The organism is Sulfurimonas sp. NWX79, assembly GCF_039667035.1.
GTDB lineage: Bacteria > Campylobacterota > Campylobacteria > Campylobacterales > Sulfurimonadaceae > Sulfurimonas > Sulfurimonas indica.
Genome location: NZ_JALCZL010000003.1, coordinates 21044 through 37929 on the forward strand (window position 1 = coordinate 21044; position 16886 = coordinate 37929).

The following is a 16886-nucleotide window of genomic DNA, read 5'->3' on the forward strand; positions in this document are numbered from 1 at the left end:
TATGTTATATCTTATCAAAAAGTGATTTAAACTTAGATGATATTTGACAGACCATTCTCTAAAGTTTTGATATACATATACATCTGATCAATTTCAAGCTCATAATCTCTTAGAATTTTCATCTCTGCATCTTTCTCAATACCACTCATAAGTTCAGAAATATCACTGATATAGAGTGCACTCGCAGCTCCTTTTAACTTATGGACGATTTTATATATCTGTGTTATATTTTTTAGTTTGATGGCCTCTTCAAGTTCTGGAACTTCCTCTTTGAGGCTCTCTAAAAATGTACGTAAAAGTTTTACAGAGACCGCTTCTCTCAAGCCTATTTTACTCTTTAAACTCTCTAAAATTTCTTCAATTAAAAGCAGACCCATCTCATTGTCTGTTTTTGAGTATTTACATAAAATATTTTCCAAAGCAGTCACATCAATAGGTTTACTCAAATAATCATTCATACCGCATTGTAAGAACTTCTCTTTGTCACCTTCAAGGGCATTTGCCGTCAATGCAACAATAGGTATATCTAAATGAAGCTTCTCTCGCACATATTTTGTTGCATCGATACCATTGAGTACCGGCATATTGATATCCATCAAGATAAGGTCATATTTCTGCTCTTTGAGTTTATCAAGAGCATCTCTACCGTTAACAGCAAAATCAAGCGTAATATTTTTATACTTTTGAAATATAGACTCAATAAGCATACGGTTGACCTCATAATCTTCTGCTACTAAAACCTTCAAGTGTAATCTGTCACAATCTTCATCTTTTTGACAAACATTCTCTTCTGTAGACTCTGTATCTTCAAGCTCCCTCTCTTCACACAGATCAAAAGTCATCTCAAAGTAGAACTTACTTCCTTTTCCCTCTTGCGATGTCACTTTAAGCTCACTGTCAAAAGCCTTGATCAGATCAGAACTGATACTAAGACCCAGACCAGTACCTCCAAACTTTCTTGTCGTCGATGCATCTGCCTGTGAGAAAGGTTTAAATATCTCTTTTATCTTGGATTTTGGAATCCCGATACCGCTGTCTTCAACACTAAAACGGAGGGTTTGTTTCTTTTTTTCTGTTTTAATCAAAGAGACCTTAAATGCGACCTCACCAAATTTTGGTGTAAACTTGATGGCATTTGAAAGCAGATTTATTTTTATCTGTCGCAATCGCATCGCATCACTTAAGATACATTTTGAAATCTTCTCATCAATTTCGATCGTATAGTTTATAGACTTCTCCTGTGCAGCTGTTTTAAGTAGCTCATATGTCGTCATAAACTCTTCGAACGGATTGATATGAATTTTTTCAAGAACGATTTTTTTATTTGTTATCTTTGAAGAGTCCAGGATGTCATTAACAATCTCAAGCAGTATCTTAGTTGAGCTTCCAATGACTTTGACATATTTTTCCTGTGTTGCATCAAGGTCTGTTTTTGCGAGAAGTTCGGAAAAACCCAAAATACCATTCATAGGAGTACGAATCTCATGACTCATGTTGGCCAAGAACATCGCCTGTGCAGCACCTGCTTCTTCTGCTTTTTTTCTACTCTCGACCAAAGAAGTAACATCTTCACGAATAGCCATATACTCTATGACATTACTGTTTTCATCATGAATCGGAATAATAGAACATTTTACATGATAGATAGACCCATCTTTGGCTCTGTTGGAAAACTCTCCTTTCCAAATCTTCCCTTTTGTAATGGTCTCCCACATTTGTGCAAAAAGGGCATCGGAAGTATTCGGATCACGTATGATACTATGTGCTTTACCTAAAAGTTCCTCCCGTGTATAGCCACTTATTTTTTCGAACTGTTCATTCACATAGGTAATGATTCCATCTGTATCTGTACGAGAGATGATGACACTACTCTCGAGTGCTTTTAAAAACTCATCAAGTTTGAACTTAGAGGCTCGAAAACCTCTCTCCTGCTCTTTTAACTCTCTTGTCACATACTCTATGAGATTAAAGAGTGCACTGTCTGTCTTGGATGCATTGTAGATATTATCTTTGCCTACCGGGTGATGTGGCAGTGTTTGTGTCCCTTTTTCACGTAAAAAAAGCAAAGTTGTCGTAATATTGAGCAGTTTTGTCTGCTGCTTGTAAAAGAAAAACTCCCCGTAAGTAAAAAAACCACTTGTTGGCGCCGTATTTTCAATAACGCGGAAAGTTTTTTCCAAATCCTTTTCTAAAAACATCTTTCTTGCTATACAGGAGTAGATAAAACATGCCTGCAGCGCTTCTGATGCTTTGAGCTGCTCTTTTGGATTGTACTGATTAACAAGTGTTCTGCTTCCGATTCCAAAGCGTACAACAGAACCCTCTTCAATATTACCACCATACAATATACTGCCATCCTCTGCAACACTCAGCATTGAGCGTGCTATGAGCATATCATCATTTTCTAAAATCAACGGAAACTCTATGGTTGAAGCCGGCATATTCTCAACTGCAAACTCTCCTAATACCTCTGCATATATATCTTTTATAGGACGGTTATCTATCTCATAGACTCTGGCACCTTCAGATTTTGTTATGACAAAGGTAGGACCGACTGCATGCCAACCAAGATTATAATCCTGCAGTACTTCTAAATCTTCTCCTTCTAAAGCAACACAAACAGCACCGCCGGAAAATATTTTATTGCCAAAAATCGTATATGTCTTTTGAAAGTCCAGCATATCTGCTGCCATACCACCGGCGATGACAGCCTTGTTAAAGTTCATAGAATTTAAGCCAAGAAGATACTCCTGACCATTATGCCCAAGTCCATCCAAAAAACTGATAACACATTTTGTATCTTTATGAAAAACTTTTTTTGAGAGTGTAAGACCTAATTTATAAGAGTCTTTTTCTATGGCATAAAAAGCATTTATTTTACTCTTTTGGAATACGGAAATACTTAAAACAGTACTTCTGTTGATCATCTTCCCTGCAATAATCTCACCTGCAGTAGATGTCCCGATAAGTGTTGCGTGAGGCAGTACTTCAAGGATCTCTGTTAAATTGTTTTGTATCTGTTTGTATGTTTGCGAGCTAAAAAGTTGAATGAGAACAGTACTGGAGTCTTTCTCTATTGCAAGAGAATCAATATACTTCAAAAAAGCATCCTGTGTATCGTAGATGTAGTTATACTGCTTCATGCAACTTCTTTTATATATATATAGAGTTCTTTTTAGGCTAATTATACTACAAAGTAAATTAACAAAAATTTTAGTAAAATATCTCACAGACAACCTTAATTGAGGCAAAAATGAAACTTATATCTTTACTCCTGCTAACACTTTTTCTTAGTGCATGTAACTTTGGTGAATCTCCCGAAGAGATAGCTGCAAAAAAACTCCAAGAGAAAAAAGCTTTTGAAGAAAAAATAGCCGCTGCCAAAGAGGTGCAACTCAAAAAAATAGATGCACAAAAAGAGCAGGAACTTGCTAAAATTGAGTCACAGACAACTTTGGCAAAACTGGAAAAAGAGCAACTTTTAGAGAAGATAAAACTCGAAGCTGAAGCTAAAAAAGAGTCCTTTGAGGCAAAACTGCGTGACTTGGAGCGGGCTGATTCGATGGAGATAAAACGCTATCTTCTATTGATACTTTTCTTACTTTTAGTCATCATCAGCTACTTTGTCTATCTCTACTTCAAGCGCAAACATGATGACCAGCTTCGAGCCTACCAGGACAACCTTAACAAATATTTTCATCAGCAGGAGAATATGACACGTATGCGTATCGCTGAAAAAATCATCGATACCGTTGCCAGCGGTAAACTCGCTAAAGAGCAAGAGAGTGAACTCATCAAAGCACTCAGCGGTAATATACAGCCATCGCAAGAGCCAAAACTTCTTACTGAAACAACAGAAGATGCCCAAATAGTTCAAGAAAGTAAAAAGTAGTAGCAATGTTACCGATGATACTCTATGTTTTAGCATTTTTTCATCTGCTGGGTATCATCTCTGCACTCAATGCCGTTATGACGGTAAGAACCTCTCAAGGTGCCATCGCATGGGTTATCTCACTACTTACATTTCCCTATATTGCCGTACCTCTTTACTGGCTTTTTGGCAGAAGCAAGTTCAACGGCTACACCACAGCCAGAAAAGAGGCTGAAAAACTCGTAAGTAATAAACTTCATAAAATTGTCACCCATCTACAAAGCTACAGACCCGCTAAAGAATCTCTTGGATTTTTGGAAAAAGCCTCCCAAAAACTGGCAAAAATGCCCTATCTTCATGCAAATGATGTTGAGCTGCTCATCGATGGAGAAGTAACATTTCAAAGTATTTTACAAGGCATTGAAAAAGCAAAAAGTTATATACTTCTTGAATTTTACATCGTTCGTGATGATACACTTGGTGTACAGATCCAAGAAGCTCTTGTCACAAAAGCAAAAGAAGGAGTAAATATCTACTTCTTATATGATGAGATAGGCAGCTATCAACTCTCAGATGAGTACATTGAGACAATGCGCCGTATTGGCATCGAGGTCTATACTTTTAATACACAAAAAGGAATAAAAAACAGATTTCAAATCAACTTTCGAAACCACAGAAAAATCGTCGTCGTTGATGGTGAATCTGCTTGGACTGGTGGGCATAATATCGGTGATGAGTATCTCTCTAAAAGTAAAAGATTTGGACACTGGCGAGATACCCATATAAAAATCACAGGTCCATCAGCCATTGCCATTCAAAAGACATTTATCGAAGACTGGTTTTGGGCCGCAGAATACCTCATTAATGAATTGCAATGGATACCAAGACCTGCAACAAACGCAGATAAAAAAGTTCTTATTATCCCCTCTTCTCCTGCTGATGAGATAGAGACTGCTTCGCTGATGTTCCTGCAGGCCATTAATGCTGCAAAAGAGCGCATCTGGATATCGAGCCCCTACTTCGTACCTGATGGTGCTATCATAAAAGCCTTACAGCTGGCAGGACTTCGCGGTGTGGATGTTCGCATCCTGATTCCACAAAAAGCGGATAACCTGCTTATCTATCTTGCTTCTTTTACCTATTTTGAGACAGTAAGTTCTACAGGTGTGAAGATTTTTCGATACAGAGATGGTTTTTTACATCAAAAAGCAATGCTCTTAGATGACTCTCACGCAGCTGTCAGTACAGCAAATCTTGATAACCGTTCACTTCGCCTTAATTTTGAAATCACAGCTCTTATCGCAAATAAGGAGTTTACACAAGAGGTAAAGAAAATGTTTGAAGATGATTTTAAACACGCATCTGAAGTTAAAATGGCTGATATAGAGAAAATGCCTTTTGCATTTAAACTCATCACACGTCTGGCAAGACTGACTTCGCCGATACTCTAACAATGTTTGCAACAAGAACCTCTCTTCAAAACACACTCCATGCAAAAAAGCCTCTTGCTTGCAGATTCTCTCTGTTAGTCTGGAATCTACATAAAGAGAACCAAACAGAGGCTTTTGAGAAAAAATTTCATGCATTGATGCAGAGTTATCCGAGTGATATTTTACTTTTCCAAGAGGTAAAATACCCGAAAAAATCAACTTTTTTCTTCCATAAACACGCCTACTTTCTTGCTGCAAATATAGAGACAAAACATCACTGCTACGGTGTCTGTACTGCCACAAACTTTGCACTTGAAGCGATTCAAAACAGACGCACGACAAAAAAAGAGCTTGGTTTTATCACACATAAAAGTCTGCTTATCACCAAACATCAAATCTGCAGTAATAAAACGCTTCACATTGTCAATCTACACGCTATTAATTTTGTAAGCCATAAAATTTTTGCTGATGAATTAAAGAAAATAACCACCACTATTGCAAAACTTGACGGCGCACTCATTGTTGCAGGGGACTTTAACAACTGGAGCAAAAAACGATTTGCACTTCTGCAAGCATTTCAAAAAGAGCTCTCTTTAGAGAAACTTGAGCCTGAAAATCCACACCATATAAAACGTATCTTCTCTCAAGAGATTGACCATATCTACTATCGTGGTATCAAAGTTCTCCGTGCAGAAGCCATTGATACAAAAGATATCTCTGACCATAATCCTCTCTATGCAGAGTTTGAACTTGTGTTATAATCCGCTTATGAAACAACTAGCACTCATCGGTCCTACTGCTTCGGGAAAAAGTGATCTAGCCATCAAAATCGCTAAAGAGATAGATGCTTACATTCTCTCTATCGATTCACTCAGTATCTATAAAGAGATAGATATCGTTGCCGCAAAACCCTCTAAAGAGGAGTTGCGTGAGATAAAGCATTTTGGTATTGATGAACTCTGGCCAAATGAGCACTTTAGTGTGGAGATTTTTATACGGCTCTACCATGATGTTGTACGAAAATGTAAAGAAGATGATAAAAACCTCATCATTGTCGGTGGTACCTCATTTTATTTGAAATCTCTGCTCGATGGGCTCTCTCCTCTTCCAGAGATTACAAAGCTCACGCAGGAGCGTGTCAAAGAAAAGCTCCAAAATCTCACACGTAGTTATGAAGCGTTACTTACAAAAGATGCAGCATATATGCAAAAAATAGCATCCAATGATCGCTACCGCATCGAAAAAGCACTGCTTATCTTAGAAGCATCAGGAATGACACCTAGTGAGTGGTTTTCAAAAAATCCTGCCAAGCCGATTATAAAAGATTTGCCAATTTTCAATATCGATGTGGAGCGTGAAGTGTTGCGTAAGCGTATTACAAAAAGAACGCAGCAGATGTATGATATGGGACTTATCGATGAAGTGGCATATCTCGAACAAAAATATACACGAGTTCCAAACGCTATGAAAGCCATCGGGATTGTAGAAGTATTGGACTTTTTAGATGCAAAGATAGACAAAGAAGAGATGCTCCAACTCATCTCTACCCATACTGCTCAGCTTGCAAAACGACAACAGACCTTTAACCGCTCACAATTTCAAGATATCACTCATGCAAAACTAGAAGATTTGGAAGATATTATTCTTCACACAACTTTGCATACATAGTACTTCTTCTATCACGCAGAAGTCCCCAGTACTCTCTTTGTTTTGCATTCTCTTCAAGGTCAAATTCAGCGCAGAGTATCTCCTCTTTGTCACGTGAGGCTTCGGCTATTTTCGCACCTGTATAGTCAGTAATGAATGATGAACCGTAAAAAGTAAGCTCACAGCTCTCACCCACTTCCACTCCATAACGATTTGCTACCACGACGGGTACCGTATTTGTCGCGGCATGTCCCATCTGTACTCTTTGCCAGTGTTCTTTTGAGTCCAGATGGATCTCCGGCTCACTTCCGATGGCTGTGGGATAAAAAATAATCTCTGCACCCATCAGTGTCAATGCTCGTGCAGTTTCACAAAACCACTGATCCCAGCATATTCCCACGCCAATTTTCCCATACTTTGTCTCATAGACTTGAAAGCCGGTATCACCCGGTTTAAAGTAGAACTTCTCCTCATAACCCGGACCATCCGGAATATGTGTCTTTCGATAGTTTTGCATCAATGTACCATCAGCATCGATAACAACAAGTGAGTTAAAATACTCTGCATCGGCCTTTTCAAAATAAGAGACCAATAAAACAACCCCAAGCTCACGTGAGAGTGTTTGAAACTCTTTTATAAGTCTGTTATCTTTCAGAGGAGCAGCCCATGAAAAGTACTTTGCATCCATATCTTTACAGAAGTAAAGCCCTTCAAAAAGCTCCGGTAAAAGTATGATATTTGCACCATTTTTAGCAGCCTCACGCACGAGTCTTTTTGCCTTATTTACATTTGCAGATTTATCTTCACTCATACTCATCTGAATCGCTGCTACTTTTACCATTGATACTTCCTTAACCTCTCGCAGTTACTTCTAAAAGATGATAACCAAACTGTGTCTGAATCGGTCCATAAACCACACCGACATCTCCGTTAAATACCGCCTTGTCAAACTCAGGCACCATCTGTCCTGGTCCAAACTGACCTAAATCACCACCGTTTCTTGAAGATGGACATGTTGAGTACTGTTTTGCAATCTCACCAAAATCCGCTCCGTTTTCTATCTCCTCTTTTAACTCATTACACTTCGCTTCACTCTCTACTAAAATATGTCTTGCTGTTGCCCATGCCATATGATGGTACTCCTTTGATTTTTTTCATCCAAATTCTACAATAAAATTGCTTACTTTAGAAACTATTAAAGGAGTTAAGTAAATATAATTCGTATTATAATCTCAACAACACTTTAGTAGACTTACATAAATCGAATCATACGGGAGAAAATATGAAAAAAATTATCGCTATCTTGGCAATTACACTGCTTTTTTTAGGATGTAGTTCAAAATCAGAAGAGAACAAAAATGTAGAGGCAAAACTTGCAGTAGGCAAAAGTTTGACAGACATCAAACTTAAAGACCAAAATGAAAAACCGGCAACTATCGCGGCAGATACAAAAATCGTTTTCTTCTCTTTTTCAAAACCGACAGGACACGCTTGTAATGAATTTTTAGAGTCAAAACCTGCCAATTTTCTAGCAGAACATAAAGCTGTTTACGTTGCAGATGTCAGTGCAGCACCGGGAATTATCAAAAGTATGTTTATCTTACCTGACTTAAAAGAGTTAAAATTCCCAATCCTTCTTATCAATGATGACAAACTCTCAGCAGAGTTCACAAAAGAAATGAATAAAGAGAGCATCGTTGTTGTTACTCTTGATAACTTAAAAATTACAAATATTCAAAATCTCAAAGATGCATCAGAGCTAGAAAAGCTCTTCACTAAATAAAAAACTTCTTTGAAATAATCTGACAATATCGTTGGTTTTAAACTTCTAGAAAATCAGCGATAGAGTCTATAACACTATCAGGATGAACTCCAAGGTCCAGATCTTTCAAATTAAACTTACCTGTTTTTACCAGTACAGCCTGCAGTCCGGCTTCCTGTGCACCCCGAATGTCACCTTCGATATCATCTCCTATCATCATGCACTCATTCGGTTTTACTCCCAAATCTTCACATGCCAAATGATAAAATGAACGGCTTGGTTTTCCCAAAAGCTGTGAACTTTTTGCAGCACCATACTCCAAAGCTGCTACAAAACAACCAGCATCCATACTCAATTTGTTATCTGCATCTTTAAAATAGCGATTTTTTGCAATGGCAACCAGCTGGGCATCTTCCATAAGCATACGAAAAGCACGATTAAGATTCTGGTATGAGAAGTTTTCCTGTGCATCGCCCACGACAACATATTTTTTAGGATACTGCTGCAGATCAGTAAAAAACTTCTTTGCATCCTCTGTCAACAAAAACTCTGCCGAACTTTTCTCGTTTTCCAAAAATCGCTTCGTTATATCTAGAGCAGTAATGAGTTCTTGCGCATCTATATCAAAGCCCATCTTTTGAAGCTTTTCTACAACCTGAGAAGAAGTTTTTTGGGTTGTGTTAGTTAAAAATCGGATGGGGTACTTTTGTTTTATGGCATTCACTGCTTCAATGGCACCGTCAATGGGCTTATCTCCAACATACAAAACACCACCAATGTCACATAAAACAGCTTTTATCTTAGAACTGTTTAGCATAAGAGACTCCTTTTGCAACTAAGCTCTTACTCTAATCATACATCCTTCTGTATCAATCTTTTCTTTAGAAAATAGATTAAGGGCACCTCTAAAAACTCTAATCATCCTCAGAAGGCTAGAGTTTTTAGAGGTGCCCTTAACTTTTCCCAAGTTCTAAAAGCACGGTATCACGCTCTGTTACTGCCACACGTCTGCAGGCTGACTCAAAAGCCCCACTCTCGCCTATGATGATACAGCGATGTTTTGAGCGTGTGATGGCTGTATAGATAAGCTTCGTGTTGTGCATGATAAAATGCGTAAAACTCATTGGAATAACAACAATGTCATACTCCATGCCCTGTACTTTGTGGATTGTCAAAGCATAGGAGAGCATCAGGTATGCTTTTAGCTCATCATACTCATACTTTACAACGATATCTTCATTTGGGTAAAAGACATAGGCCTGTTCTTCCTCTTCATCGATGCGAAAGAGCAGTCCGCTCATACCATTAAAGACTCGTCTTTCATTTGAGTCTTCCCCCATTTTAAACCCTTCAGAACTCCATGAGGTCATATTCTCATTTTTGGTATGCACGACCTTGTCCATTAGACGAAACTCTAACTCTCCACGCTTGATGCACTTTTTAGGATTGGGGTTAAAATACTCCTGCAAAATTTTGTTGAGATTGGTCGTACCAAGCGTGCCGCCCTTCATCGGCGTAATGACCTGAAAATAGTTTAGATACTCTTTTATCTGCTTATTGTTCAGACGATAGCGTGCTTTTTCAATGCTTGCTACTACACGGTGCAACATCTCGGCGATGATATCTTGAGAGTTCTTCTCACGTAGCTCTTTAAGCTCCTCTTGCGTGAGCTGATTTTTCAGAGCATAATAGTTGGCAATATTGACATCTACAAATTCAAAATCCTCATACACACCTTTATACTGTGGTACTTCACCCTGTCGGATCTGATTGGCAATGAGCGTAATGGCCTGATCTTCACTCTGTCTGTATATCTGCGTGAGCTTTACAATGGGAGCAAGATTGAGAGTAAGCACGTCACTCAGCACATTTCCAGCCCCAATAGGCGGTAGTTGCGCATCATCCCCTACAATTATAACAATGGCTTTATTTGAGATTTTCCCCATTAAGCGTGCAAAGAGTGTCGAGTTTATCATCGAGGCTTCATCAATGAGAACTACCGAGTAGGGAAACTTGTCTGATTCTTCATGTTTAACAAGCAGTGACTGAATCGTAGCAGACTCAAACCCTGTTGTATCACTAATGCGCTGCGCTGCAATACCACTAAGTGCACAGGTAATAATCTCTTTGTTGTCATAACGGGTATTTAAAAGCTCTAAAATCGTCTTGGAAGTTGTGCTCTTTCCTGTTCCTGCATAACCAACCAAGAAAAGGATGCTTGCACCATTGTTGATGATCTCAACTGCTTTTCGCTGTTGCTCACCAAGTTTCAGCTCTGAATCTACCAAAAATGCGTCGAGATCTTTTACAAATCCCCCACTGTCAAGCTTAGCTCGCTTGGTAAAAGTATCATACAAAAACTTCTCTGCATCATAAAGCCGTGCAGGAGAGAGTCTATCGTGCTGCATAAGGACAATGCTTCCCTCACTCACACGCTCAACCAAAGCCGCTTCATAAAGATACTCTTTTTGATAAAAACCAAGCAGCTCATCAAGTCCGCTAAAGAGCAGTGACTTTTCAATACAGGAGTTTCCATTTGCTTCACAATATTCTAAAAGCACATAATCCATCGCCGAGCTGATACGGTTTTCATCCTCAGCACTGACACCCATCTTCAGTGCCAACTCATCAGCCCGTTTAAAGCCGATACCGGAAATGGAAGTTAGTATATAAGGATTTTCTTTGATTTTAGAACAGGGCTCACTCACATCTTTCATAGCAGTTGCAATAGTAGTTAGGAGTGTTGGAGAGACATTATAAGGGCTTAAAAACTCACCAAGCTCACGCATCGAGCGAAACTTTTTCCAAGAGGTTTGAATCTTTTTGAGTCGCTTCTCTTTGATGCCTTTAAACTCCAACAACCGCTCAATGTCATTGTCTAAGATATTGACAAGCTCTTCTGAACCAAAATGCTCTATAAGATCTGCTGAGAGTTTCTTGGTAAAGCCTTTGATGATTTTGTTGAGAAAGAAAAAGAGTTCGTTTTGATTTACCTTTATGGAGTCAAACTTAAAGGTGCGTCCATACTTCTTATGCTCATGCCACTCACCCTCTAGCGTAATAGCAGAACCTTTGATGTTCTCAATGGCACTCTCATAGTAAACACCACTGATTTTCTCACCGGACTTTAGTACCGCAATAAAAAAACCGTCATCCCCCTCAAAAAGAACCCTGTCAATCTGCCCTATAAGTGTCTGTGCCATGCCCTGCCGTTTTATTTTTTTATAAATGTTTATACCATATTAATTTCGTAACTCTTATTAAAAAATCTTGTAACCATAACATTCACAACTTCACTCCTTTAAGAAACAGTTGGTATATTATTACTGTTTTTTGGACATTAACACACAATCAATATTTAAGAATAATAGTAAAAATCTCAAAAATTAATTAAAAACTTTGCAATTTGACATATTTCTAAAAATCCAATAAAATTGGTATATACTTCTTTTTTATTATAAGCTAACATTTATTCTAAAGAGAGTTTTTGTTATCATAACAAATCTTAAATAATTAATTGGAAATTTGATGGGAAAAGAATCAACTCAAACAAAAAATGGAAAAGCATTTGAATATGCCATTTTAAAAGAATTTCAAGAAAAACTACAACGAGGTACAGCAGTAGAAGTTATAGAAAATAAAGCATATATAACAGCAAAAAAACATTTTGACTCATTTGGTACACTTATACAAAGTGAATTCTCTCTTTACGCTAGTTTTGCAGTAAATTTTTTAATTGATATTGAACCTAGACTATCAAATAGCTTTGATGATAATGACATTTTACAACTAGAAATATTAACAGATGATAAAGGTAAAGATGGAGATGTAAGAGATATTGTTGCTATTCGTTTATTACAAAAGTGGGAAATAGGAGTATCTGCGAAAAACAATCATAAAGCTATAAAACATTCAAGACTTTCAAACAAAATTGATTTTGGAAAAAAGTGGCTTGGAATACCTGTATCTAATATTTATTTTGATGAAGTAAAACCTATCTTTGATTCTCTTGATAAAATGAGAAAAGAAAGTAATAAAACAAAAACTTGGGAATCCTTAGGAGATTATCACACATCCATATATCACCCAGTATTAGAAGCATTTAAAAAAGAATTATTCAAAATATATAACACTAATCCAGCAAAAGTTGCTTCTACTTTAGTAGAATACCTAATAGGAAATAAAGATTTTTATAAAGTTATCAAAAGTAAACATAATATAGAAATTCAAGCATATAACTTACATGGAACATTAAATCTGCCATTTAAAGAAATTATTCCTAAGTTTAAAATACCTCAAGTAAATTTACCCACTAAAATAATTAGTATTAACTATAAAAAAGACACTAAAACAACGCTTATCATAAAACTAAATAATGACTGGGAACTTTCATTTAGAATACATAATGCAAGTTCAAGAGTTGAACCATCTTTAAAGTTTGATATTAACTTATTAAAAGCGCCAAAAACTTTATTTACAAATAAACTTTCAATTAAGGAAAGTAAATGAATATAATATCATTATTTTCTGGAGCTGGTGGATTAGATTTAGGTTTTGAAAAAGCAGGTTTTAAAACTATTTGGGCAAATGAATACGACAAAGAGATTTGGGAAACATTTGAAAAAAATTTTCCAAATACTAAACTAGATAGAAGAAGTATTGTTAACATTCCATCAAGTGATATTCCTGATGCTATTGGTTTAATAGGTGGACCACCTTGCCAAAGCTGGAGCGAAGCAGGTAAGCTTAAAGGAATAAATGATCATAGAGGACAACTATTTTTTGAATTTATTAGGGTTTTAAGAGATACAAGACCTCTGTTCTTCTTGGCTGAAAATGTTTCTGGTATGTTAGCAAGTCGCCATAGTGAAGCACTAGAAAATATTAAAAATCATTTTATTGATAGTGGATACAACTTATCATTCAAGCTTTTAAATGCTCATGACTATAAAGTACCACAAGATAGAAAAAGAGTATTTTTTATTGGATTTAGAAAAGATTTAAATATCACCTTTGAATTCCCAAAACCATTTTCAAAAAAAAGATTCTTAAAAGATGTAATTTTTGATTTAAAAGATAATGTTTTACCTGCGAAAGATAAAAATTATACAAATGGTGATGACTGTAAGATTGAAAATCATGAATTTATGACTGGTGGTTTTTCATCAATGTTTATGTCAAGAAATAGAGTCAGAAGTTGGGATGAACCATCATTTACAATACAAGCAGGTGGAAGACATGCTCCACTTCATCCGCAAGCTCCTAAAATGCAATTTGTGGAGCAAAATAAAAGAATATTTGTTCCTCATAGTGAACATTTATATAGAAGACTTAGCATTAGAGAATGTGCTAGAATTCAAACATTCCCAGATAATCATAAATTTTATTATAAAAATTTGAGTGCAGGTTATAAAATGGTAGGAAATGCTGTACCACCATCTTTAGCATATTATTTGGCAAAGGAAATACAAAAACAACTATTAAGCATATACCCTAACAAATCCTTGGAAATAATAGGTGAACCTATCTCTCAAAATTCAAATATTAATGACATATTATATATTCCTGATATATCAAAAAGTACTAAACAAACGGTTCACTTATAATTCAAGTCCACTGTTATCCATACCCCATAAGATAAAATCAAGTCTGTAAAGCAAAGAGTATCTCTTTACTTCGTCACAATAGCAAAAGACAATTCTAATATCTCTTTATGTGCTTTTATAAACTTGTTTAAGTCTGCAAGTTTAAGATTTTTAATCTTCTCTAGCTCTTCTTGAGAATGTCCCGGTTTAAAACCTTTATAGTAGTCCATAAAAGTACGGTTAAGGCGCTGGCTCATTGTCTCTACACGCAGTGGTTCACTTCCGAGTAAAAACTTCTTTGTCTGCTCTAACTCATCTGCGGTTACACCTTTTGCAACAAACTCTGCTATGACCTCTTTTACCGTCTCTTTTGCTTCATTTTGTGACTCTATCTTCGTTTGAAGGTAACCGTTAAAATAGCTTACTGATTTACTCACATGCACACGGGCATACGCAGAATATGCAAGTCCACGTTTTACACGTATCTCTTCCATAAGTCTGCTTCCAAAACCACCAGTTCCCAAGATAAATGTCGCTACTCTTGCTTTATAGTAATCTTCATCATTGACGGCCATATTGTATGGTGAACCAAAGTAGATATATGCCTGCTCTGTTGTGCGTTTTAAGATATCTGTCTTTGCATCACTGCTTGCTTCATAGTGAGGCAGTGGTTCAGATTTGCCCTTTGGCAAAATTTTAAGCACTTTTTTCATCTGCTTTTTGATATCTTCGATATCCACATCCCCACCAACGACTATAATAGCACGTGAGAGAACAAGATGCTCTTTTACAAAGCTCTCTACATCTTTTAGCTTGATGCTTTTGACACTCTCTAGTGTCCCAGCTGAGGGCTGTGCTAAAACCGTTCCATCAAAGAGCAGTTTTTTGAGTGCATTGGAAGCTACATAGTCATAATCATTTTCTTTGCGTGAGATTGCACCCATTGTCATCGTCTTTACTTTCTCTAATGAGCGTTTTGTAAAGTTTGGTTCTTCTAAAAGCATCTTGAGGTACTTCATACTCTCTTTAAACTGCTCATTAAGTGAGCCTGTATCAATAACAAAAGTTTCACTCCCCGTCGATGCTGCAATGTGAATAGCTTTGGACTCTAATCTTTCGGCAAATCCATTTGCACCCATCTCACGTGAGCCTTCATTGAGCATCTTTGCAGAAAACTTTGCAAGACCTGCTATCTTTTTGTCTGTTATACTTCCTGAATTTGTAAAAACTATCTGTGTATTTACAATCGGTAAACGCACATCTTCTTCAAAAATCAGAGGAATCGTTATCCCTTTAACTTCAATACTATCAATCTTTGCTGCCATTACAATCTGTCCTATCAATAAAAATGCTAATACTATTTTTTTCATCTACTCAAATATCTCTAAAGTCTCATAAGCAGTATTTCGAATCGCCGGTGTCTCACCTATATCTTTAATGAGGTGAACCATCTCATCTTTTGCCATGGAAAATGCAGCACCCGCAGAGCTTACAACATTCTCTTCCATCATAGTTGAACCCAAATCATTTGCACCAAAACGCAGTGCCATCTGTCCGATGTAAGGTCCTTGTGTTACCCATGAGCTTTGAATATTTACTACATTGTCAAGATAGAGCCGTGCAACTGCCAAAAGTCTTAAGTAGCGGTTTGATGATGGTTTTTCCATATCTGGAATGAGGCGTAAAAGCTCTGTATTTTGCCCTTGAAAGCTCCACATGATGAAGGCTCTAAATCCGCCTGTCTCATCTTGAAGACGACGAATCATATCAAAATGTTCGATGATATCCTCATCACTCTCTACTGTTCCATACATCATCGTAGCTGTACTTTTTATACCAAGCTTATGGGCTTTTCTATGGATGTCTACCCACACATCTGCATCAATCTTTTTAGGAGCGATGACATCTCGTACCTTGTCTGAGAGTATCTCTGCACCTGCACCCGGAATAGAAGCCAAACCTTTTGCTTTTAGACGCTCTAGTACCTCTTCAGCAGAGATGCGTGAGACCTTGGCGATAAAATCTATCTCGATCGAGCTAAATCCGTGAATCGTAATTGTCGGATATTTTTGATGAATATGCTCTACCAGATCCTCATACCACTCGATTTTTAGTTTTGGATGCACACCGCCTTGAAAGAGTATCTGCGTTCCACCGATCTCTAACAGTTCATCTATCTTTGCATCTATCTCATCAAAGGTAAGTACATAGGCATCAGCATCTTTTTCATGTCTGTAAAAGGCACAAAACTTACAATCAACCCAACAGATGTTTGTATAGTTTATGTTTCTGTCTATGACAAAAGTAGTGATTCCTTTTGGATGGAGCTCACGCTTACGCTCGCTTGCCATCTTTCCTAAAGTTTTAAGATCTGCATTTCTGATTAGATCAAGTGCTTCTTCTTTGCTTAGTCTCTTTTGCATTGTCCCGCTTTTGTTGTGATATCATCAAGTGCTTTATTTAATTTTTGCACAAGTTTTGGTGCATCTATTATATTGTTTATCGTTGCATCAACACTGCAGTGACTCTCTTTTATGATCATATCATTTGCAAAGAGTGCAACTGCCAGACTCAACATGACTATCATTCTT

General features: G+C 37.1%; 14 protein-coding genes and 1 pseudogene. 7 read left to right on the forward strand and 8 right to left on the reverse strand.

The annotated features are described in order from the left end of the window. Positions 1-32 precede the first annotated feature (32 nt). Entirely contained in the window at positions 33-3143 is a 3111-nt protein-coding gene (locus MNY27_RS01935; RefSeq protein WP_346391808.1) for an FIST N-terminal domain-containing protein, read from the reverse strand. Between the two features lie 110 nt (positions 3144-3253). Here MNY27_RS01935 and MNY27_RS01940 point away from each other — a divergent pair, with 110 nt between their 5' ends. From MNY27_RS01940 to miaA, 4 genes are read left to right on the forward strand one after another with little or no spacing between them, the layout of a single operon-like run. Then, positions 3254-3892, forward strand: coding sequence for a hypothetical protein (locus MNY27_RS01940; RefSeq protein ID WP_152183630.1), 639 nt, complete (start codon positions 3254-3256; stop codon positions 3890-3892). Between the two features lie 5 nt (positions 3893-3897). Continuing rightward, positions 3898-5322, forward strand: coding sequence for a cardiolipin synthase (cls, locus tag MNY27_RS01945; RefSeq protein ID WP_246153816.1), 1425 nt, complete (start codon positions 3898-3900; stop codon positions 5320-5322). A 2-nt stretch (positions 5323-5324) separates the two neighbouring features. Next, positions 5325-6062 carry an endonuclease/exonuclease/phosphatase family protein gene (locus MNY27_RS01950; protein WP_152183631.1) on the forward strand — a complete coding sequence of 246 codons (738 nt, stop codon included), beginning with the start codon at positions 5325-5327 and terminating at the stop codon, positions 6060-6062. A 7-nt stretch (positions 6063-6069) separates the two neighbouring features. Beyond that, complete coding sequence (miaA, locus tag MNY27_RS01955; RefSeq protein WP_152183632.1) at positions 6070-6969, forward strand: tRNA (adenosine(37)-N6)-dimethylallyltransferase MiaA; 900 nt, start codon at positions 6070-6072, stop codon at positions 6967-6969. Here miaA and aguB read toward each other — a convergent pair. Together aguB and MNY27_RS01965 are read right to left on the reverse strand one after the other, a co-directional pair. Further along, complete coding sequence (gene aguB / locus MNY27_RS01960; RefSeq protein ID WP_152183633.1) at positions 6941-7789, reverse strand: N-carbamoylputrescine amidase; 849 nt, start codon at positions 7787-7789, stop codon at positions 6941-6943. The two genes, miaA and aguB, sit on opposite strands and share 29 nt — an antisense overlap. A gap of 10 nt (positions 7790-7799) precedes the next feature. After that, positions 7800-8081 (reverse strand): annotated as a pseudogene (locus tag MNY27_RS01965) (peptidylprolyl isomerase); the annotation flags it as partial. A 149-nt stretch (positions 8082-8230) separates the two neighbouring features. Between MNY27_RS01965 and MNY27_RS01970 the strand changes: the two are divergent. Further along, positions 8231-8731 (forward strand): hypothetical protein, encoded by a 501-nt coding sequence (locus MNY27_RS01970; protein ID WP_152183635.1) that lies wholly within the window; start codon positions 8231-8233, stop codon positions 8729-8731. A 37-nt stretch (positions 8732-8768) separates the two neighbouring features. Here MNY27_RS01970 and MNY27_RS01975 read toward each other — a convergent pair whose 3' ends face one another. Further along, positions 8769-9527: a TIGR01458 family HAD-type hydrolase gene (locus MNY27_RS01975; protein WP_152183636.1), complete on the reverse strand. Its 759-nt coding sequence runs from the start codon at positions 9525-9527 to the stop codon at positions 8769-8771. 136 nt (positions 9528-9663) lie between these two features. Continuing rightward, the gene (locus MNY27_RS01980; protein WP_152183637.1) at positions 9664-11913 is read right to left on the reverse strand and encodes an AAA family ATPase; all 2250 of its coding nucleotides are present in this window, start codon (positions 11911-11913) and stop codon (positions 9664-9666) included. A gap of 325 nt (positions 11914-12238) precedes the next feature. Between MNY27_RS01980 and MNY27_RS01985 the strand changes: the two genes are divergently transcribed. Beyond that, the gene (locus MNY27_RS01985; RefSeq protein ID WP_152183638.1) at positions 12239-13219 is read left to right on the forward strand and encodes a HaeIII family restriction endonuclease; all 981 of its coding nucleotides are present in this window, start codon (positions 12239-12241) and stop codon (positions 13217-13219) included. Then, the gene (locus tag MNY27_RS01990; RefSeq protein WP_152183639.1) at positions 13216-14316 is read left to right on the forward strand and encodes a DNA cytosine methyltransferase; all 1101 of its coding nucleotides are present in this window, start codon (positions 13216-13218) and stop codon (positions 14314-14316) included. The genes MNY27_RS01985 and MNY27_RS01990 overlap by 4 nt, the downstream gene beginning before the upstream one ends. A gap of 65 nt (positions 14317-14381) precedes the next feature. Here MNY27_RS01990 and MNY27_RS01995 read toward each other — a convergent pair whose 3' ends face one another. From MNY27_RS01995 to MNY27_RS02005, 3 genes are read right to left on the reverse strand one after another with little or no spacing between them, the layout of a single operon-like run. After that, complete coding sequence (locus tag MNY27_RS01995) at positions 14382-15665, reverse strand: pitrilysin family protein (protein WP_346391809.1); 1284 nt, start codon at positions 15663-15665, stop codon at positions 14382-14384. Next, positions 15666-16718, reverse strand: a complete 1053-nt coding sequence (locus MNY27_RS02000) for a dehypoxanthine futalosine cyclase (protein WP_346391810.1) — start codon at positions 16716-16718, stop codon at positions 15666-15668. After that, positions 16703-16882, reverse strand: coding sequence for a hypothetical protein (locus tag MNY27_RS02005; protein WP_246153819.1), 180 nt, complete (start codon positions 16880-16882; stop codon positions 16703-16705). Before MNY27_RS02005 ends, MNY27_RS02000 begins: the two co-directional genes overlap by 16 nt. Between the last annotated feature and the right edge of the window lie 4 nt (positions 16883-16886).